The organism is Candidatus Methanoperedens sp. BLZ2 (assembly GCF_002487355.1).
In the GTDB taxonomy this organism is placed as follows: domain Archaea; phylum Halobacteriota; class Methanosarcinia; order Methanosarcinales; family Methanoperedenaceae; genus Methanoperedens.
This window is the reverse complement of sequence record NZ_NTMG01000069.1, coordinates 1-18,762: the sequence shown is the minus strand read 5'-3', so window position 1 is coordinate 18,762 and position 18,762 is coordinate 1. Positions and strand designations below refer to the sequence as shown.

18 protein-coding genes are annotated in these 18,762 nt (G+C 40.3%); 5 read left to right on the top strand and 13 right to left on the bottom strand.

What is annotated here, in order from left to right:
• Positions 1-11: 11 nt before the first annotated feature.
• The 8 genes from CL181_RS14460 to CL181_RS14425 form a co-directional block, all read right to left on the bottom strand.
• Positions 12-1,106 carry a cytochrome c3 family protein gene (locus CL181_RS14460; RefSeq protein ID WP_097300028.1) on the bottom strand — a complete coding sequence of 365 codons (1,095 nt, stop codon included), beginning with the start codon at positions 1,104-1,106 and terminating at the stop codon, positions 12-14.
• A 10-nt stretch (positions 1,107-1,116) separates the two neighbouring features.
• Positions 1,117-2,091, bottom strand: coding sequence for a cytochrome c3 family protein (locus CL181_RS14455; protein ID WP_097300027.1), 975 nt, complete (start codon positions 2,089-2,091; stop codon positions 1,117-1,119).
• Between the two features lie 254 nt (positions 2,092-2,345).
• Positions 2,346-3,524 (bottom strand): NrfD/PsrC family molybdoenzyme membrane anchor subunit, encoded by a 1,179-nt coding sequence (nrfD, locus tag CL181_RS14450; protein ID WP_097300026.1) that lies wholly within the window; start codon positions 3,522-3,524, stop codon positions 2,346-2,348.
• Positions 3,524-4,315, bottom strand: a complete 792-nt coding sequence (locus CL181_RS14445) for a 4Fe-4S dicluster domain-containing protein (RefSeq protein WP_097300025.1) — start codon at positions 4,313-4,315, stop codon at positions 3,524-3,526. Before CL181_RS14445 ends, nrfD begins: the two co-directional genes overlap by 1 nt.
• Positions 4,316-4,328: 13 nt before the next feature.
• Positions 4,329-4,778 carry a cytochrome c3 family protein gene (locus CL181_RS14440; RefSeq protein WP_097300024.1) on the bottom strand — a complete coding sequence of 150 codons (450 nt, stop codon included), beginning with the start codon at positions 4,776-4,778 and terminating at the stop codon, positions 4,329-4,331.
• A gap of 54 nt (positions 4,779-4,832) precedes the next feature.
• Positions 4,833-5,813, bottom strand: coding sequence for a cytochrome c3 family protein (locus CL181_RS14435; RefSeq protein WP_141398927.1), 981 nt, complete (start codon positions 5,811-5,813; stop codon positions 4,833-4,835).
• Positions 5,814-5,937: 124 nt separating this feature from the next.
• Positions 5,938-6,966 (bottom strand): aspartate-semialdehyde dehydrogenase, encoded by a 1,029-nt coding sequence (gene asd / locus CL181_RS14430; RefSeq protein ID WP_097300022.1) that lies wholly within the window; start codon positions 6,964-6,966, stop codon positions 5,938-5,940.
• A gap of 1 nt (position 6,967) precedes the next feature.
• On the bottom strand, positions 6,968-7,141 hold the full coding sequence (locus CL181_RS14425) for a 4Fe-4S binding protein (protein WP_097300021.1): 174 nt from the start codon (positions 7,139-7,141) through the stop codon (positions 6,968-6,970).
• 147 nt (positions 7,142-7,288) lie between these two features.
• Here CL181_RS14425 and CL181_RS14420 point away from each other — a divergent pair, with 147 nt between their 5' ends.
• The 4 genes from CL181_RS14420 (at position 7,289) to CL181_RS14405 (ending at position 11,314) form a co-directional block, all read left to right on the top strand.
• Positions 7,289-8,434, top strand: coding sequence for a pyridoxal phosphate-dependent aminotransferase (locus CL181_RS14420; protein ID WP_097300020.1), 1,146 nt, complete (start codon positions 7,289-7,291; stop codon positions 8,432-8,434).
• A 1-nt stretch (position 8,435) separates the two neighbouring features.
• Positions 8,436-9,131, top strand: a complete 696-nt coding sequence (locus CL181_RS14415) for a CDGSH iron-sulfur domain-containing protein (protein WP_097300019.1) — start codon at positions 8,436-8,438, stop codon at positions 9,129-9,131.
• A 256-nt stretch (positions 9,132-9,387) separates the two neighbouring features.
• Complete coding sequence (hisH, locus tag CL181_RS14410; RefSeq protein ID WP_097300018.1) at positions 9,388-9,999, top strand: imidazole glycerol phosphate synthase subunit HisH; 612 nt, start codon at positions 9,388-9,390, stop codon at positions 9,997-9,999.
• Entirely contained in the window at positions 9,989-11,314 is a 1,326-nt protein-coding gene (locus CL181_RS14405; protein WP_097300017.1) for an AIR synthase-related protein, read from the top strand. The genes hisH and CL181_RS14405 overlap by 11 nt, the downstream gene beginning before the upstream one ends.
• Here CL181_RS14405 and CL181_RS14400 read toward each other — a convergent pair.
• The 5 genes from CL181_RS14400 to CL181_RS14380 form a co-directional block, all read right to left on the bottom strand.
• Positions 11,300-13,258 carry a type II secretion system F family protein gene (locus CL181_RS14400; RefSeq protein ID WP_176505240.1) on the bottom strand — a complete coding sequence of 653 codons (1,959 nt, stop codon included), beginning with the start codon at positions 13,256-13,258 and terminating at the stop codon, positions 11,300-11,302. The genes CL181_RS14405 and CL181_RS14400 overlap by 15 nt on opposite strands.
• Positions 13,259-13,263: 5 nt before the next feature.
• The gene (locus CL181_RS14395; protein WP_255251589.1) at positions 13,264-15,651 is read right to left on the bottom strand and encodes an ATPase, T2SS/T4P/T4SS family; all 2,388 of its coding nucleotides are present in this window, start codon (positions 15,649-15,651) and stop codon (positions 13,264-13,266) included.
• Positions 15,652-15,715: 64 nt separating this feature from the next.
• Positions 15,716-15,904, bottom strand: a complete 189-nt coding sequence (locus CL181_RS14390) for a hypothetical protein (protein ID WP_217993181.1) — start codon at positions 15,902-15,904, stop codon at positions 15,716-15,718.
• A 1-nt stretch (position 15,905) separates the two neighbouring features.
• Positions 15,906-16,694: a cell division ATPase MinD gene (gene minD, locus CL181_RS14385; protein WP_097300014.1), complete on the bottom strand. Its 789-nt coding sequence runs from the start codon at positions 16,692-16,694 to the stop codon at positions 15,906-15,908.
• A 107-nt stretch (positions 16,695-16,801) separates the two neighbouring features.
• Entirely contained in the window at positions 16,802-17,755 is a 954-nt protein-coding gene (locus CL181_RS14380) for a tRNA-dihydrouridine synthase (RefSeq protein WP_097300013.1), read from the bottom strand.
• A 102-nt stretch (positions 17,756-17,857) separates the two neighbouring features.
• Between CL181_RS14380 and CL181_RS14375 the strand changes: the two genes are divergently transcribed.
• A partial coding sequence (locus tag CL181_RS14375) for a hypothetical protein (protein WP_141398926.1) occupies positions 17,858-18,762 on the top strand: 905 nt, incomplete at its 3' end.

The window sequence follows — 18,762 nt, the reverse complement described above, 5'->3', positions numbered from 1 at the left end:
TCTGGTTCTAATTATTTTGCCGTTTTGACAGCCTTTCCTGTGGCGTGGCAATCCGAACAGAACTTTGGTTGGTGGCAATCGCTGCAAACTTTACCTATTAATACCTGTGACTTATGAGTATTCAACCAATTGGCTGGATGCTCGCTCTTATGACAGGTGGCACATAGGTTTTCCTTTATCCCTGGTACATGTTGTACTTCAGAATGACAGTTGTAACAGGCGATCTTATTATTTGTTACATGATTCTTATGTACAAAATTAAAATCATCATATTTTTCTAACCTTTCCGAACTATAATGGCACGAATTGCATTTGTCCTTGGAAACAATGTCATTTGCGCCCTTTGATATACCAGTATGGCATGTCAGGCAATCAGCCCCCCGGCTCAAATGGCTTGTGTGATCAAAGTTTGTATAATTCCTGGGCGTACCTTTTGGAGGACCGTGGCATGATGGACAGCCAGATATCGAATTATTGCCTGGAACATCTCTGAAGTGGCAGGTAAAACATGTAGATGTTGTTACCACTATGTGCCCTTTTTCTTTCTGTTCCATATTTGGATGACATTGGGCACATGATGGATCTGATACCGATTGGTGTTCTTTCATTCCGATAACAAGCATGGAATGGCAACTTGTACATGTTAATCCTATACCTCTATTTTGTTTTAACAAATGGTTCTTATGACTGAAGTTAACTCCTGTGAATGGAACATCAGTTGAAAAAATACGATCTTGATGACATATGAGACAGTTTTTATCCATTACTTTAGCATATAAATTGCCATTGTATTCTTCCACCGTGGTCTCATAGCTATAGAATTGCATCAGCCCGTTTATTTTACCTTTTACATGGCCTATTACGCCCGGTTCATAATGACATTCCACACATTTTACTGTAGTGTGGGATGAGGTTCTCCATGAGTCGTAATATGGTCTCATTATATGGCAATTCTTACCGCAGAAAGCCGGATTTTCAGTGATCTCCAGCATTTTCACTGAAATTACCAATGTGAATGAAAGTAAAACGATCAACACAATTATTATAGGAAGTTTATATTTTGAAATCCTATGCTTAATAACATCTATAAGTGATATTTTATCCATTGATATCCCTTCACCGTTTCCTGATAAGATACAATACTGTGAATATTCCCATGACAAGCACTATTCCTATTCCAGGAACAGAAGGAACAGTTTGTTCAATATCACCTAATTTACCTTGCGCTCTGTCGGCCGAATCTATCCCTATTTGAATTTGATTGTCGAAATCTTTAAGATCAAAACTATGCCATAATGATGGAACATCATTCAACACAGATTTTGCTTTATCAAGATCATTTCGAGCTGATGTTATATCTTTTCCTTGTGCCTTTGCTTCATATATGGAATTTTCTGCCAAACGAATATCTTCTTTTAATTCATCCGCTTTTTCAAGCGCAAATTTTGCATCACCGGGAACATTCGCAGATGCAATCTGGTCTTTTTGATTGTGACAAACACTGCAAAGTGTAGTAATTTCAGATGCTTTCAATACTTTAAAGCTATGAGGCTGATGGCAATTAACACAAGATGGAGCACGTTTTTCCGCGCTTAATCTTTGATAATGCATAGTATTTTTAAAATGCTCTAATTCCGTTGAATGGCATTTTCCACATGTTTCAGGAATATTTTTATAATAAATCGGACTTTCCGGATCAGTAATATTCTTCATGGGAGAATGAGCTTCTATTTCAGTATTTACATCCGGATTGCCTCCATGGCATGTATCACAGGTCACAAAATAACTTGAATGACCCGAATCAGACCACTGCTGGAAATTGTCTGAAGCTTTTTTCCTTATTATATCTTCGTGGCATTCAAGCGAGCAGGATATGTTTCTGTCGGTATGATTGGATCTGATATCGTTAAATCTTATTTGCTCATCCGTAAAGGGTGATAAACTCTTATGACAATCTATACACGAATTATTAAAGGCCTCTAAATGTACTGCTCCGGCAGGAGCAATCAAGAAAATAAAGACGATTAATATTAAACAAGCAAATCTAAAACTATACACGTAAGAATTTGGGCTTTTAAATTTTGAAGACATTTTTCCTTTTCACCGTTATTTATGATTCACTATCCTATTTTTAATGCCAGAACTATGTACCCGTTTTTTTATTCTGTTTATCTGTTAATGATGTGATGATTCCCTACAATAAAAAGTTTGCGATAATATTCACTAATTATTCACTAATGCAACTGTATAAGAAATAGATTTTTTAACAATATTTTATGAAAAAAGGGCACAGAGTCCTTTTTCGAATCTCTGTGTCAATGTTAATGTTCCAGGGCTTTGATATATTATTTAAGCTTTTGTGTTTCTTCTTCCATATCTTTCCATGGCGGCAGGATAGCCGTTACAACCCGCAGTATAATGAATGGAAGCATAAATATTATTATTGCAGGTAAAACTCCTTCCTGGCTAAAGAATACAGGAACATAAGTAAGCGTTCCTACAAGGCTCTTTGATATTTCCTGCCCTCCGATCACTACATTCCATCTCATGGCAAATACGCCTATTACGACAAAAATGCATGAAATAGAAATCATTATCATTTTCAGCGTATCTCGTTTCTTGATGAAGTTGACCATGAGCAATAGAATAAATGGTATTAATATGCCAAGTGTCAGCTGCACACCCCAGAAAGTAAAGCCAATTTTATCCGAAAGGAGCCTGTTAATAATATCGATATCTTCACGCGATGCGTATTTCATGCTTATTATCTCAAGCAATTCCAGTGTTACATCAAGGATCAGGAAAATCCACAGGTAATGTGCAAGTGATTGGAGACATTTATGGTCAATAGCATGTTTCCTTATTTTCATTGCGGCAATATAGAGTAAGATCAACAGGGCTATCCCTGATACTATAGCTGACATAAGAAATATGATTGGCATAAGTGGAGTTGACCACCATGGGTTTGCCTTGATACCACCAAATATAAAGCCAACATACCCGTGCAGGAACGCTGCTGACGGAATACCGATTATTGCAAGTTTCCTCGCAAATTTCTCATCATCATGCAATGCTTTTTCAGAAATATCAAATGAAAACAGTGCAAGACTTGAATATAACAATTCTTTCCATCCATGTGAACTTAGAGCCTTTTTAACGATATCTTCCCTGAAAGAAAGCCATATCTCAAGGACTACTATGATCAGATAGAATGAAAATATGTAACCAAAGCCCGACATCGCAGATGTAAGATGTGGAGTGAACATGATCTCAATACCACGCTCAGGACGTCCAAGATGAACAAGTAAAGGCAACATTGCGACAAGCAGGAATGACAATGCCGTAAGAAGGGCGAATCTTGCAACAGGCTTGATCTCGTTCTTTCCAAAAACATGGTATAATGATGAAGCAATGAAAGCACCGGCTACAAGACCTGTAATATAAGGATACAAGACGATCAATATACTCCATTGTATTTCAGATTCATTGGGATAAACATAACCCCATATCAGATTATCTAACATTATTTCACTTCCCGGTCTAAACCGATATAGAACACCTTGGGTTTTGTACCAAGATCGGGTTTAAGAAGATTGATCCTTTCTTCGTCGATTATTTTATTCACTTCACTATCTTTATCCAACATATCTCCGAATTTTCGTGCCCCTGTAGGACAGGCCTGGACACATGCCGGTAATAAACCTTTGGTTATCCTGTGATAACACCATGTGCATTTGTCAGCAGTCCCCTTCTCGGTATTAAAGTACCTTGCGCCATAAGGACATCCCTGTATACAATATCTGCACCCGATACAATACTCGTAATCCACAAGAACAACACCATCTTTTGTTGTATATGTTGCACCCACAGGACAAACCTGGACGCATGGTGGGTTGTCGCAGTGATTGCATATCTTTGGTACAAAAAAAGCTTTTTTGATTTCTTCCGCTGGTATGTCGTCTACGAATCCTTCTATTCCCCCGTCTGGCGAATCGATTACAACTTCTTCTTCTCTTGTTTCCAATGATGTTTTTTTCACCCTGTATCTTTCAATCCATGTCCTGTACACTTCTTCATCAAATGGTACATGATTTTCCAATTTACATGCGTTGGCGCACCTTCCACAGCCGATACATTTGCGTGTGTCCACGACATAGCCCCAGAAGTGCTCCTCCCAATTATACCCACCTTTTACAGGTGAGTTTTCAGCTGCAATGCTATTTGTAATAAGGGACTCTACAATCGTAGTCCCGGCAGTTGCGCCTATAATAATCTTGCATCCGATCTTAGTAAATTCCCGCCTTGATATATCCATATTATGCCTCCTTTTATACAAACCACGGCTTATGCGGATTATGACAATATACGCATCTTAGATCCTCGCCGTGTGTCTCCGGATCGACCTGCGGGAACTCTTCTGGTCTTGCTATTCCCTTAAAGTGGCATTTACCGCAATATTCTCTTGACTCATCCGCTTTTTCCAATGGTTCCCTGGCATTAAGAACATGCTTTTCCGCTGGCCCATGACATGTTTCACAATTTACGGTTTTATGCCTGTCCTTTACCCAGACCGAATATATTATTTTATGACAATCCTCTTCACCGCAACTTGTCGAACCTGCATAATTTACATTAAGGTTCCTGATTTCATCTACAGAATCTCCCCTGTACCATCCGTATTGTCCAAATGATTCAGGGACAAGCACAGACCTTACAAGAATAAAAGCAATTATTACAAGAGCTAATAATGTGAAAGCTCTTTTTAAATGTGGCTGCATTACTTATCACCTTTCTATAACTGAATATTATATTGTTTCATCGTTTTTTGGCCTTTATTTTTTTCTCAGAATATAGAATACAGCTATCAACGAAATTAATCCAGTCAAACCTATGAATCCAGGCACCTGGGCTGATTCAGTTCTGGTTGGCAAAGGTTTGGGTTTCACTATATCTTCAGCCTTTTTTATTTCCGCATTGGCTGAATCTATTACATCCTCGAAATGCGTGAGATTGAATTCATGCCACATTGGAGCAAGATCCTGGTATGTTTTCAGGGCATTATCAGTATATTTTTCTGCCTGTCCTACATCTGTTCCGTTCTTCTTTGCCCAGAAAATATCCTCCCTCGCATTTTCTATATTGAATTTTAACTTGTTTACTTTTCTTAGCATATCTTCTGCCTTGAGCGGTATGTCGTAAGGTGCTACTTTCTTATAAACGGAATGACAGTTACCACAGGAGTTCCTGAAATCTTCAGGGTTAAGTACCGTGAAAGTATGTGGATGATGGCATGTTGTGCATGTCGGGGCAAGCTCCAATGATTCAAGCTTCTTGAAATGTGTACTATTTTCAAAATTATCCAGTTCTTTTGGATGGCATTTACCACAGGTCTTCGGAACATTGGTATAATAAACAGGGCTTTGCGGATCTGTATTGTTCTTGAAATTAACGTGTGCTTTTTCTTTGGTAGCCTGTTTTGGATCTCCTCCGTGACATGCTTCACATGTAACTCCTTTTACAGCATGAAGCGATTCCTGCCATTGCTGGTAATTAGCGGTCGCAAGCTGCCTGATCCTGTCTTCATGGCACTCAAGGGAACATGAGGCATCCCGTTCAAGATGCTGGATCCTTATCTGGTTGAAGCGCTTTTGCTCTTCGATAAAAGGAGTTAAGGTTTTATGACAATCGATACATGAATTTTCAGATGCATTTGCTCCAGAGAGAAATACCGAAGTTCCTGCTAAAATTAGTAATACAATTAAGATTTTATTAAATAATACCATTCGCATTTTTTTCGTACCTTCCGTTTTCAAGTTGTTTTTAATTTATACGTTTAGATCTTTTTAAATCTATCTATCGTTTTTCTAATTTCAACTAACCAGTTATTTCGATATTTATATCTTTTGATTTTAACTTTCTGCCAAATCCGATAAATTTTTAAAGTTTTCCTTTCTTCCTGAGAAGCTCAGCATTCAAGACACTGGCACCCGCTGCACCTCTTATGGTATTATGGCCCATACAGATATATCGTATACCTGGCCGTATGCGTCCAACAGAAACTGTCATGCCCCCTCCGATATTCCTGTCCATGCGCGGCTGTGGCCTGTCTTTTTCTTCCTTCACTTCGATCACTGGTGTGGGTTCTGTTGGCAATTCTGATAAGCCGGGATCAAAATCAAGGAAAGCCTGTTTAACTTCATCAATTGAAGGGTCATCTGCCATTTCCACCCATACAGCCTCAGTATGGCCATCTATAACCATAACACGATTGCAACTTGCGCTTACCTTGAAAGGTGCATCAATTATTTCGCTGCCGTTAAATTCCCCCAGTAGTTTCTTTGTTTCAGTTTCGACCTTTTCTTCTTCCTGGCCGATATAAGGAATAACATTATCAAGGATTGCCATTGATGGAACTCCATCATAACCTGCGCCCGAGATCGCCTGCATGGATGCAAGATATATTTTTTCAATATTGAATTTCGCAAGCGGCTTCAGCGTAACGGCCATCATTATAGTCGTACAATTGGGATTTGTGACAACATATCCGTCCCATTTGCGCTTATCCTGCTGAATATCTATCAGGCCAAGATGTTCCGGATTAACTTCCGGAATGACAAGAGGAATATCTTTCACCATACGTAAAGCGCTTGCATTACTTGCAACAACAAAACCCGCTTTTGCAAATTCAGGTTCAACAGTTTTGGCAAGGTCAGTGGGAAGAGCAGAAAAAACAATATCTGCATCAACCTTCTTCGGATCAACAGGCACAACCGTCATATCGCCGACATTTTCGGGGATTTTACTTTCAAGCCTCCAGCTGGCGGCGTCACCATATTTTTTTCCAGCGCTTTTGTCGGAGGCTGCCAGAGATGTTAACTCAAACCATGGATGTTTGCTCAACAGTTCTATAAATCGCTGGCCTACATTGCCTGTAGCTCCTAAAACCCCTGCTTTTATTTTTTGCATATCATTCCATTGAAATAGCGCTATTCGGGCAGGCATCAACACAGGTGCCGCATTCAGTGCACTCTTCCGGATCTACTTTTGCCTTATCATTTTTCAATTCTATCGCAGTTGCAGGGCATTCATCAACGCATATTCCACAACCGGTACATTCTTCATTGTTTACTTTTGCTGCCATTTATATCACCTTTTGCCTACCATTGAATACGTGAAATATAAACATAACGGTTTGACTCAAATTTGATAGGGTTTACTTTTATAACAGTTTTCAGATATTTGACCAAAATGAAAGTTAAATATACACCAAAGTCTTTTTAAGAGATTTATGTTAGCCCGTAGAACAGGTTATTTTGTAGAGTCTGTCATTCGAGATATGACACGCCTTTCATTAAAACATAATGCAATTAATCTTGCGCAGGGGTTTCCTGACTTTCCTGCACCGCTTACGCTAAAGCAAGCAGCAGCCGCTGCAATCATGGGAGATTACAACCAGTATTCTATCACCTGGGGTGCAAAAGACCTGAGGGATGAGATATCACAAAAAGCACGGGAATATAATCATATCGAAGCGGATCCTGAAAGTGAGATCACCATGACTTGCGGCTCGACCGAAGCGATGATGGCATCCATGCTTGCCCTGATAAATGAAGGTGACGAAGCTATAATATTTGAGCCATTCTACGAGAACTATGGGCCGGATGCCGCTGTTTCGGGGGCTGTTCCAAGATTTGTCCCCCTTAATGACGATAACAGCATAGATGAAGATGCCCTTGAATCTGCATTCAATAGAAAAACACGTGTTATAATCCTCAATACGCCCAACAATCCATGCGGAAAGGTTTTCACAAAAGGCGAACTGAAAATGATCGCTGACCTTTGTGTTGACAATGATGTCATTGCGGTTACTGATGAAATATATGAATACATCCTGTACGACAATAGAAAGCATATCAGTATCGCTTCCCTTGATGATATGAAAGACAGGACAATAACAATAAGCGGATTCTCAAAAACCTACAGCGTCACAGGATGGCGTATCGGCTATGCCCTTGCGGAAAAGAACCTGACATCTGCAATAAGAAAGGTGCATGATTTCCTCACAGTCGGCGCGCCTGCACCGCTCCAGCATGCATGCGTAACAGCATTGAGATATCCCGGTTCTTATTATAAGGAGCTTGCAAGTATGTATGACGAAAAACGAAAGTTCCTCCATAGCGCTTTAATAAAAGCAGGATTCAAGTGCAATATGCCCGAAGGTGCATATTACATATTAGCTGACATCCCCGAAGGCGTAAATATGGATGACATGGAATTTGCAAAACATATGGTAAGTGAAATTGGTGTAGCTGCAGTTCCCGGAAGCAGTTTCTACAAGAGCGAAGCAGGAAAACATAAACTGCGCTTTACTTTTTCCAAAAAGGATGAGACGCTCATGGAAGCGGCAGAGAGGCTTGAGAAGTTGAGAATTTAATATGAAGAAAGAAACCAAGATAATGATCACTAAAGACGGACCTATTCTGGTTCTGGGAGGCTTGCCTATCGACAAGCAGATAATTGGAATAGGAAAGGATGATGAACCTGAAAAGTGGATTAAAGGTGAAAAAATATCTGATGGTCAATGCTCACTGTGTCGTTGCGGTGAATCTAAGAACAAACCTTTTTGCGATGGCACGCATGCAAAAATCGGCTTCGATGGTATGGAAACCGCAAGCAGAGAGTCATTTGATAAACAGGCACAGGTTATGGATGGGCCGACATTGAAGCTAAAAGACGTAACTCCGTTGTGTGCTGCTGCAAGATTTTGCCACAGAGGTGGGGGAACATGGGAACTTACCCATCATTCTGATAACCAGGAGGCCAGAGAATTAGCCATTGAAGAAGCCTGCAACTGCCCTTCAGGAAGATTAGTTGAGTATGACAAGAAGACCGGAAAGGTGATAGAAAAAGAGTTTGAAAAGTCAATAAGCCTTATCGAGGACCCCCAGAACAGGGTGAGCGGTCCGATATGGCTAAAGGGCGAGATACCTATCGAATCGTCTGATGGCAAGACTTATGAAGTTCGCAATCGCGTCACATTGTGCCGATGCGGCAAATCCGAAAACAAGCCCTTTTGCGACGGTTCCCACATAGAGGCAGGCTTTGATGACGGCGATGAATCATTAAAATGAGAAATGCTAAAAAAAACCTCAATGATTTTGTTCAGGAAAGGGAAAGTGCATAAACGGCTTGATGCGCAGCCAGGAATTGGTCTGAACAAAGAACAACTCAAGGAACTTACTGAAGGTTGAACCGAACTAAACGCAATACTTTTAAACAGAGGGGTATATTAGAATAAATCGTGTCTGCATGATAAATCATGTAGATATCCCCGTGCGTTTATCCATTTAAGGATATAAAAATTACTCAACTTATCTATTTAATACAATGAAAACCATTATCATCGATTACGGACTTGGTAACCTTCGAAGCATCGAGAAAGCCCTTCAATACGTTGGCGCAGAGGTTGAAATATCAAAAGAAGCACACGTAATAGATACAGCCGATGCGCTTATACTCCCCGGTGTGGGGGCATTTCGTGATGCTATGATGCATTTTTCAACGCTTGAACGCGTGGTAAAAGATGCAGTTGATGAGGGAAAACCGCTTCTTGGGATTTGCCTGGGAATGCAGATGCTGGCATCGGAAAGTGAGGAGGGTGGCTTGCATAAGGGCATTGATATAATCCCCGGGCGCGTAACTCGCTTTCCCGCTTCTGAATTAAAGGTCCCGCACATGGGGTGGAATTCTCTTATTAAAAAGAAGGACATCCCCCTGTTAAAAGGAATAGAAAATGGTTCATTTGTTTATTTTGTGCATTCCTTCCATGTGAGTACTGATACAAAGTATGAAGTTGCCATGTGTGACTATGGGCTTCAATTTCCGGCAATTATTGCCAATGAAGCAGGAAATGTGATCGGAACCCAGTTCCACCCGGAAAAAAGCGGTTTAACAGGACTTCGGATGCTTCGTAATTTTGTGGAGAATTATGGACATTGAAGGATATGCAAAACGCGGTCTTGTACGTGGAGATAAGTCGTTAAAAGAGAAGCTTGCACAAAGGATCCTTGAAATAAAAAATATCTCACAAAAGCATGCCGAGAAAATTGCAAGTGCAGTTATCGTCGAGGCCAGAGCTACACTTGACCCCAAATCTGAAATCCTGAAACCCATATGCTCCGGTGTAACAATGGGAGATTTTGGCGTGGGCTCACGCGGCATGGGGGATTTCTATACCCATGAGAAGATAGCCGAAGTGATAGGAAAGACCTCGGCTGTTGTGGATTCATCGCATCTTGATGATTCCGGGGTTGTGAGGGCCGGGGGGCAGTATCTTGTGGTTACGATCGACGGGATGCATTCGCGCCTTTCGGATTTTCCTTTCCTCGCAGGATTCCATGTCGCCCGTGCGGCGCTTCGTGATGTATATGTTATGGGCGCGCGGCCTGTGGCGATGCTTTCAGACATACATGTGGCAGATGACGGGGACGTGGCAAAGATCTTCGACCATATCGCCGGAATTACTACTGTTTCAGACCTGACAGGCATTCCACTTATTACAGGCAGCACTCTGCGGATAGGAGGGGACATGGTGATCGGTGAACGGATGACCGGGGGCGTTGGCGCGGTTGGTACAGCAGAGAACCTCACCGCACGCATTCAGGCAAAGCCCACAGATGTCATAATCATGACCGAAGGAGCGGGAGGGGGCACAGTTTCTACGACTGCGCTTTATTACGGGATGCATGAGCTTGTGGACGAGACCATAAACCTGAAGTTCATAGATGCCTGCGAGGCGCTTTTTGATGCAGGATTGGTTGAAAAAATACATGCAATGACTGATGTGACAAACGGCGGAGTGCGCGGGGATGCAAAGGAAATAGCAAGAACAGCACAGGTTAAACTTGTTTTTGAAGAAGAGAAATTGCGTGCACTTGTGAATAAAAAAGTCCTTACGATGCTTGATAAGCTTGAGATAGATTATCTCGGGGTTTCGCTTGATGCGCTTTTAATAATAGCGCCGCCTGAGTATGCTGATGATATCCTGGAATGTGTGCGAAGAAAAGGTGTTGCTGTTGATATTGTCGGAAAAGTGGTTGATGGCAAAGGCGCAGAATTGATAGTAAATGGTAAAATCCGGGATTTTACACCGCGCTTCCGGGAATCTGCATATACGCCAATAAAGAAGCTTGTGGGTGAGAAGACCCCGAAGAATTTTGATGTGATGAAAACAGCAGTCGACAGGGCCGCGGCGCAGGCCATTGCGAAGAAGAAGCGTGTAGTGGAAATATTGGGTCAGCTACATCACGAATAATGTGAACAGCAGATAACCAATAGTCATCATAATGACCGAATGCTTCAAGCCTGAAAGGGCATTTCCTTCGCCCATGACACCTGCAATCAAACCTGATGAAAGACCCTGGATAAGAGCGCCATGGAAGAAAATACGGTTGTACATATTCAGCTTCTCACGGTTAAGGCTAAGAGGGACAGCCCCGCTGCCTCCGGTTGCCATCTTTTCTCCTGCTTTTACCATCTCGGTAAGGAAAGTTGTAGAAATAATATAAATGATACCTACGAAAACCATGAACGATATATAAATAATTACAACATAAATGAACATATTGGTTTTACGTTCAGTCTTCAAATCCTGTTCTGCTGCAACGTCTCTTGCAGCCACATTCAATACTTCCCCGATATCTCCGCTTGACTCATTTGCTTTTGTCAATAAATTGACAGACCGGGATATGAAATGAGTCCTGAAACGGTTGGCGAACCGGATGAGCGATTCATTAACAGAAAGTCCCCATTCGACATCATTATTGATCTTCTTTATCTCTTTACTTAATCCAATGTCAGAACGCGTCATTAATTTTATTGAATCACGAAGGGTCATACCCGTCTCATTCGTACTTGCCAGTTTTTTTAAGAAATCAGGAATTTGTTCCTGTATCTTATCTTCCTTTCTTTTCTTATATTCATGGAATAACATCAACGGGATAATAAGAATATAAATTGAGAAAACGATTTTATCATCAATATAATCCATAAAGTTGGGTGATCTCATCCCATAATATATGTTAATAATTAAATATATAAATGTAATTGGAAAACTCACGACCAAAGCATATATCGGTTTTTCCCTCAGTGGTTTCAGCGGATCGCGGATCATTTCATTAAATTTCAGGGAATTTCTTGACTTGATAAATCCAAGATATGTCGGCTTTTCTTCAGTATCAGGAACGATTATTTCACCAACATTACTCTGGGTAGGAAGAAGGGGCGCCTCACCTGTAGAGCCTGGAGTAATAATATTGACCATTACCACAAATATCATCGAACCTACGGGTATTACTGCGTATATTATCGCATAGATCATCATATCGCTGCCAGAACCCATGACCGACATCATGACGCCAAGAATGATCATAAATAAAGGTCCTGCAACAAAAGCTGTTACATAGGATTCAGCTACCAATCCCAGGGTTTCAAGGAATCCCTTCTGATCAACCTTTGCCTTAACCAGGTACTGTTCCGATTTATCCCTGAAATAAGTAGGAATATCTCCGCCACTGTCAATAACTGTCAGAAGATTATGCATAAGATCCCTGAAATTTGACGATGGCGTGGCGTCACAAATGTTCTGGAGAGCGGTTCGCAGGTCATTTCCAAAATAATCCATATCCCGGATAATGACATCCATTTCCTTTGATACCTCACCATATGTGCTTGCGCACCTGCTCAGGGAACGAAATATTTCTATTAAATTCATCCCTCCCCTGCTTAATGCATACAAATAAGTAACAGCATAAGGCAGGTTTTTGTCAATATCTCCCTTTCGTTCTCCGGCCCTGAAACCCGGATACACAAGAAAGAGCAAATATGTGATCATCCCAAACAACCCGCCCATGAATAGAACGATAAAAATTGATATCGATATTGTTTTATATTTCAACATCCATGCTGTTTCCTGAGAGAATGTCAGATGCGTGATCCTGTCGGGGAGACCCACAATGGCTACAATAACATATGCGATTATCAAACCCAGGATAGCTCCGAAAATACCCGTCACTACCGAATAAAATACTGCGTTTGATAAATACATTTCATACGAAATAGGGATGCGCGCCTGCCTTAATGACATTCGCATATCCCGGAACTGCTCTTTTTTCGCTTTTATCTTGTCGCCAAGCAAGACAAATGGCAGTTTCTTTATTTTTGAGAAAATCAATTCAGCAGATCTATTAATATTTTCCATTGTCTTCATCCGGATATCAATAATTTCTTAAGCACCTTGTCTGGAGTGACCTGGTAATCATGAATAATAGTGGCTATCGCATTAAAATCAGATATTTTATTATTTACCATGAACTCGAGAATTTTTTGTCTGTTCATTAATTCTTTTTTCAAATCTGCAATATTCCAGCCTCTTCTGATCATTATCTCGTTGAGTGCTTTTGATTCCCCAACCCGGTTGAATTTATCAGTCAGCGCATCCCATGCAAAGATATCATTTGTCCTGATGTTTCTGGTTGTCGGGTCAATATCAGTGATCTCAACAAGTTTCATATTTCGCCGCGCCCTTTTTCCTTTTACGAATGTCTGCGACTGAATGCTAATGATATTGAGTGCCTGTATCATTGTCCTGGGAACACTGATAGGCGGATTCTCAAGCCTGTGAATGGCGCTTGAAACCGAATCTGCGTGCATAGTTGAAAATGTTGTATGACCTGTACTCATTGCCTGGAAAAGTGTCAGTGCTTCCTTACCCCTGACTTCACCCACCAGAAGGAATTCCGGCCTCTGCCTGAGTGCAGCTTTTAGCAGGTCGTACATATCGATAGTTCCTTTTCCATCAGCAGTAAAGGAATCTCTTGTTACTCCGGGTATCCAGTTAGGATGGGGCAGCTTTAATTCCCGTGTATCCTCAAGCGTGATGATCTTGGCCTGCCATGGGATGAATAATGAAACCGCATTCAGAGAAGAAGTCTTTCCTGAAGCTGTACCGCCAGCATAAATAAGACTCTTATTGTTTTCGATGCAAAGCCACAGATAGGCCATTTCCTCGGCTGAGAATGTATTCCAGTTTATCAGGTCGACTGGTGTTATCGGGACTTCACTGAACTTTCGGATAGTAAAAGTAGCTCCATGAGTTGTTATATTTTTTCCGAGTGTCATCTGGATGCGTGAGCCGTCAGGCATAGTTGCGTCGATCATCGGTTCTGCGACTGAAATATGCTTTCCGCATCGCTGGGCAAGCCGTATAACATAAGAATCCAATTCGTCTTCCCTGTAAACTACGTTTGTCGCCAGATTGGTGTATTTCTTATGATATAAATAAATAGGAACACCAAAACCATTCGCTGAAACATCTTCAATCCTGTCATCATGCATGAGAGGATCGATTTTACCAAATTTTATAAAATCCCTGCGCGTATAATATAATATTTTTTCAGTTGTTAAAGGGCTTACATCTATTGAATATTCTTTAACTAGCTTTTTAACTTTATCAGTAAGGGTTTTATTTTTATCTTCATCATTTTTAATATCTTCAAAAAGAAGGACATCTTTTAACCTGTCTTTTATTTCCTTGAGGAATAGCTCCTCAAAATCAGAAAGTTTTGGTTCAACTACGTAATACAGGTTTGAATTCTTTTCAGGATTAAACAAAATTACCACTAAAGCATATGGTTCATTAACCCAGTAACGTTCCAGTTCATTGTACCCGCTAATACCCTCATACATTACAAGCGGCCCATGGACAGAAGGATCATATAATTCCTTATCACTTTCTTCCTTTGCCAGTAATAGTTTAATTTTTCCCACCAGGGTTTTAGGTTTTTCCACATTATCCAGGGATTGCATTTCCGTTAGTTTCTTTACCCGGGTCTCGATATCTGAAACTAATTTATCTTCCAGAATCTCATAAACAGCCTGCTTCTCAGGGGTCATCTTCTCTTCTATGAGATTTCTTGTTTTATCAACACCAAGGCGCTGCATAATGGCGTCCGCTTCTTCAGAAGGCCGTTTTTCTTCACGTGCTGATTTACCCTGTTTTTTCCCTCTTTCAGGCTTTTTATTTCCGGTTTTATTTTCGGAAGGTTTTTCGGGTTTTTTCTCTTCTATAACCTTTCTGTCAATTGATGAAGATTTTTTTTCTATATCTTGTCCTGATACTTTATCTGGTTCAGATATATTTTTTATTTCGGTCTCAGGTTCATCCACACCCGGCAATTCTTTCGGATTCCCAATATCTGGACTTCCTGTGGGAGGTTTTGTTTCTTTTTCAATAGTTGTTTCATCCGATCTTTTTATAGACTCTTCTTTAAGCTCTTCTTTAGGTTCTTCTTTAAGCTCTTCTTTAGGTTCTTCTTTAAGCTCTTCTTTGGGTTCTTTATCCGATTTCAGATCCTGATGTTTTTCCCTGGAAGATTCTTTTTCGGCAGCATTTATTTTATTTTTATTCTCATCATGTTCCGGCCTTTCAATCGGTTTATCAGGTTTTAAAACAATTCCTGAAGTTTGGTTTTTATCGGATAATACCTTATCTTTTCTAATTCCCTTTCGCTTTCTTCTCTTTCTGGATCCTGATAGCTCTCCGCTTAACTTCACATTTTCTTCTGATTTCGATGTATTTTCCATTTGAACCATTTTTACATTGCCTTTTCAGATTTTTTTTTCAACTTTATGAGCTTATTTAATAATTTATGTATTATTATATATTTATCTTCTTGAAGTCCTCTATATCTTTTGATAAGCGCGTAAGCTCTTCATCCGTAATGGAAATCCTGCTCTTCACTTCACGAAGTTCATTTTCCAATTGTCTCATCCTGACAGACATCAAATAAATAAAAACAAATGCAAAAAAAAGTATAACAATTAAAATTATGTTTAGAATTTCCATTCTATTTTCCTCCAAAAACAGATTTTACAAGACGATCAACGAAACCTTCTTTATCTTTTTCCACTTTTGGTTCTATGTATTTCTCTCCTGCAAGCTGGGCAGCAAGCCTCTTGTAGGCTACGGACGCATGAGAATTCGGGTATTTCACGACTATTGGCGTCTTGAACGCTGCTGAGAGCCTCACATTTGAATCCTCTGGTATCATTTCAAGTATCTTTACACCCAGAAGTTCGGATACTTTATTGCGGTTTATTTCCGTTTTCTCAAGAGTTGCACGATTCAAAATAGCACCTTCCACAGTCCTCCCCAGCATTTCAGTCAGTGCTTTGGTTTTCAATGCATCTGCCATTGATGCAAGTTCGGGATTCACAACCAGAATAACCTCGTCGGCAACAGCGAGTGGAATAACCCCGTCCCTGCTAATGCCGGCAGGAGCGTCTATTAATAGAAAATCCATTCCATCAACAAGAGTGGACATAACATCTTTCAATATATCAGGATTTGATTTCTGGAATCCTTTCAATGATAAGCCGCTGGGTACTACTTTAAGGCCGCCAGGACCATCGTAAATGGCCTCTTTTATATTAGCGCTGCCGCTCATTACTTCATGCAGCGTTATTTTGCTTCTTTCAAGACCGATCAAAAGACCCAGGTTTGCCATACCGATATCTGCATCGAGAACCACTGTCTTCTTGCCCAAAAGAGCCAGAGCCGTTCCAAGATTGAGTGTGGTAGTGGTTTTGCCTGTACCACCTTTTCCTGAAGCTATCGTATATACGTGTGCTGTCATGATGATTCCTTCTATAGTAATAATATGACCATTTGTATGATGTAGATTATAATGCTCATAAGGGGTTAATAAACCTAACCTAGATTTATTAAAAAATACATGATTATTTAGACTAACCCATTCATGATCGCCATAATTGAATCAATATCATGGGTCTTGTTTATTTTCATACGAACCTGTTTCACGTTTTCCATGCCTTTTGTAAACCACTGGGCATTGCGCTTCAGATCATTAAACGTAAGCATGTCATAATTGCGGCATAGTTTTACGTAATCGAAAAAATCACCCAATCTTTCTTCCGTATTCCGGGATGGCAATATTTCCCCGGTTTTTAGAAAATAAGAGATCTTCTTAAAAATAAACGGATTGCCAATCGCGGCACGCCCTATCATAAGCCCATCGCACCGGGTATATTCAAGCACGTTCTGTGAGGTTTTTTCATCAAAGATATCACCGTTAGCTATAACAGGGATAGTAAGCTTACTTTTAATGCCTTTTATGAAATCAAGATCAGATTTCCCTGAATAACCCTGTTTTTGCGTTCTTCCGTGGATTGTGATCGCATCAGCGCCTGATTTTTCAATAATTTCCGCTATTTTTAATGTTTCATCAAAGTTATCTGATATTCTTATTTTAGCTGTGAGCGGTATATCCAGGGAATCCGAAAGCATTCTTATGATCTCCCCTATAAGTCCGGGTTTTTTTAATAGTTCTGATCCGCACCCATTTTTTATAACACCCTGTGCAGGACAGCCAAAATTTATATCAATGAGTTCAGGTCTGAATTTTTCCTGCAAAAATATTGCAGATTCAGCAAGGTTTTCTGGGACAGAACCCATTAATTGTATTCCCATCGGTCTTTCGTCTTTGCAGGTAAAACCCCTTTCTATGCTTTTCAGGCTTTGCCGCACTACTGCCTCAGAAGAGGTCATCTCGGAATACACAAGAGATGCACCATACTTCCTGCAAAGGAGCCTGGATGGGAGGTTTGTAACACCAGACATCGGCGCAAGAACAAGATTTCCATCAAGTTTCAATTTTCCAATAGTCAAAGAGCTCATGCGTTTTTCAATCCATCATACAGGAATTTCCACATAAATACATACCTATCATAATTCGAGCCCATCCAATAAATCATAATTATAAACCCCATCCTCTTATTTATGACAACCGAGGTGGGGTGGGGTAAAACCCCACAGATATATAATCTTGCAGAGTATAAAAGCATAACTTTTGTTGAACCGAAGAAATTCCCATTATTTCAAGTAAAAAAGCCATTATCAGTGAAGGAATGGCTCCCGTTGATGGGTATTACAATTCCGGCTACGCTCATACCTGGAAATATAATAGCTGCTATAAAAGAAGATCTATCGATCAAAGATGCTGCCGAATTAATTGTTGAAAAAGTAACAGATTCTTTGATACAAGAAATAGTCAGAGAAGAAAGATACTCGCCAAGGAGTGAGAAAAAGCGGCCATGGTCAATAAAAACGAGAAGGCCAGTCAGGGGTAAAATCGACAAGGTCCAGATAACTTTCAGAAAAAGCATAGAGTTGGCAGAAAAGGTGGCCAGTGAGTTAGGTTCACCTATTGAGATATCAAACAGAGGCAGACCGCCAGTATATGATAGGGTGAAACTGGCTGCGGCGTTACTGGTTAAAGGAATGGGATCATTCGCCGATCTTCCCACAGATTTAGAGAATATACAATATGATATGACAGTCTGTGGCAGCAAGGAATATCCATGTTCGTCGGAACTACATACCTTCTTTCAGAAAATACCCAAAGAATGGTTAGATGCAGCATTGTTGAGACTTGATGAATTATCTACCGAGGAACTTTCCAAATTTAATGAACCATTGGATATTTTTGTAATAGATGGTTCAGCATTAACTGGAGAAATTTTGGTGGAACGTGAAGTGTTAACTAAAGTAAGACTTATGAGAGATTATTTTGAGTATCAGGCTACTATTAGAATTTTTACAAATACAATAAGATGTGTAAACTACCATTCAAATAAAATAGTTGATATCATTCCTTTTCTACCTGAAGGTTCAATACTACTTGC

Excerpts from the sequence above, each read along its gene's own strand:
- CL181_RS14460 (WP_097300028.1), bottom strand. The coding sequence starts at position 1,106 with ATGGATAAAATATCACTTATAGATGTTATTAAGCATAGGATTTCAAAA.
- CL181_RS14455 (WP_097300027.1), bottom strand. The coding sequence starts at position 2,091 with ATGTCTTCAAAATTTAAAAGCCCAAATTCTTACGTGTATAGTTTTAGA.
- nrfD (WP_097300026.1), bottom strand. The coding sequence starts at position 3,524 with ATGTTAGATAATCTGATATGGGGTTATGTTTATCCCAATGAATCTGAA.
- CL181_RS14445 (WP_097300025.1), bottom strand. The coding sequence starts at position 4,315 with ATGGATATATCAAGGCGGGAATTTACTAAGATCGGATGCAAGATTATT.
- CL181_RS14440 (WP_097300024.1), bottom strand. The coding sequence starts at position 4,778 with ATGCAGCCACATTTAAAAAGAGCTTTCACATTATTAGCTCTTGTAATA.
- asd (WP_097300022.1), bottom strand. The coding sequence starts at position 6,966 with ATGCAAAAAATAAAAGCAGGGGTTTTAGGAGCTACAGGCAATGTAGGC.
- CL181_RS14425 (WP_097300021.1), bottom strand. The coding sequence starts at position 7,141 with ATGGCAGCAAAAGTAAACAATGAAGAATGTACCGGTTGTGGAATATGC.
- CL181_RS14420 (WP_097300020.1), top strand. The coding sequence starts at position 7,289 with ATGTTAGCCCGTAGAACAGGTTATTTTGTAGAGTCTGTCATTCGAGAT.
- CL181_RS14415 (WP_097300019.1), top strand. The coding sequence starts at position 8,436 with ATGAAGAAAGAAACCAAGATAATGATCACTAAAGACGGACCTATTCTG.
- hisH (WP_097300018.1), top strand. The coding sequence starts at position 9,388 with ATGAAAACCATTATCATCGATTACGGACTTGGTAACCTTCGAAGCATC.
- CL181_RS14405 (WP_097300017.1), top strand. The coding sequence starts at position 9,989 with ATGGACATTGAAGGATATGCAAAACGCGGTCTTGTACGTGGAGATAAG.
- CL181_RS14400 (WP_176505240.1), bottom strand. The coding sequence starts at position 13,258 with ATGGAAAATATTAATAGATCTGCTGAATTGATTTTCTCAAAAATAAAG.
- CL181_RS14395 (WP_255251589.1), bottom strand. The coding sequence starts at position 15,651 with ATGGTTCAAATGGAAAATACATCGAAATCAGAAGAAAATGTGAAGTTA.
- CL181_RS14390 (WP_217993181.1), bottom strand. The coding sequence starts at position 15,904 with ATGGAAATTCTAAACATAATTTTAATTGTTATACTTTTTTTTGCATTT.
- minD (WP_097300014.1), bottom strand. The coding sequence starts at position 16,694 with ATGACAGCACACGTATATACGATAGCTTCAGGAAAAGGTGGTACAGGC.
- CL181_RS14380 (WP_097300013.1), bottom strand. The coding sequence starts at position 17,755 with ATGAGCTCTTTGACTATTGGAAAATTGAAACTTGATGGAAATCTTGTT.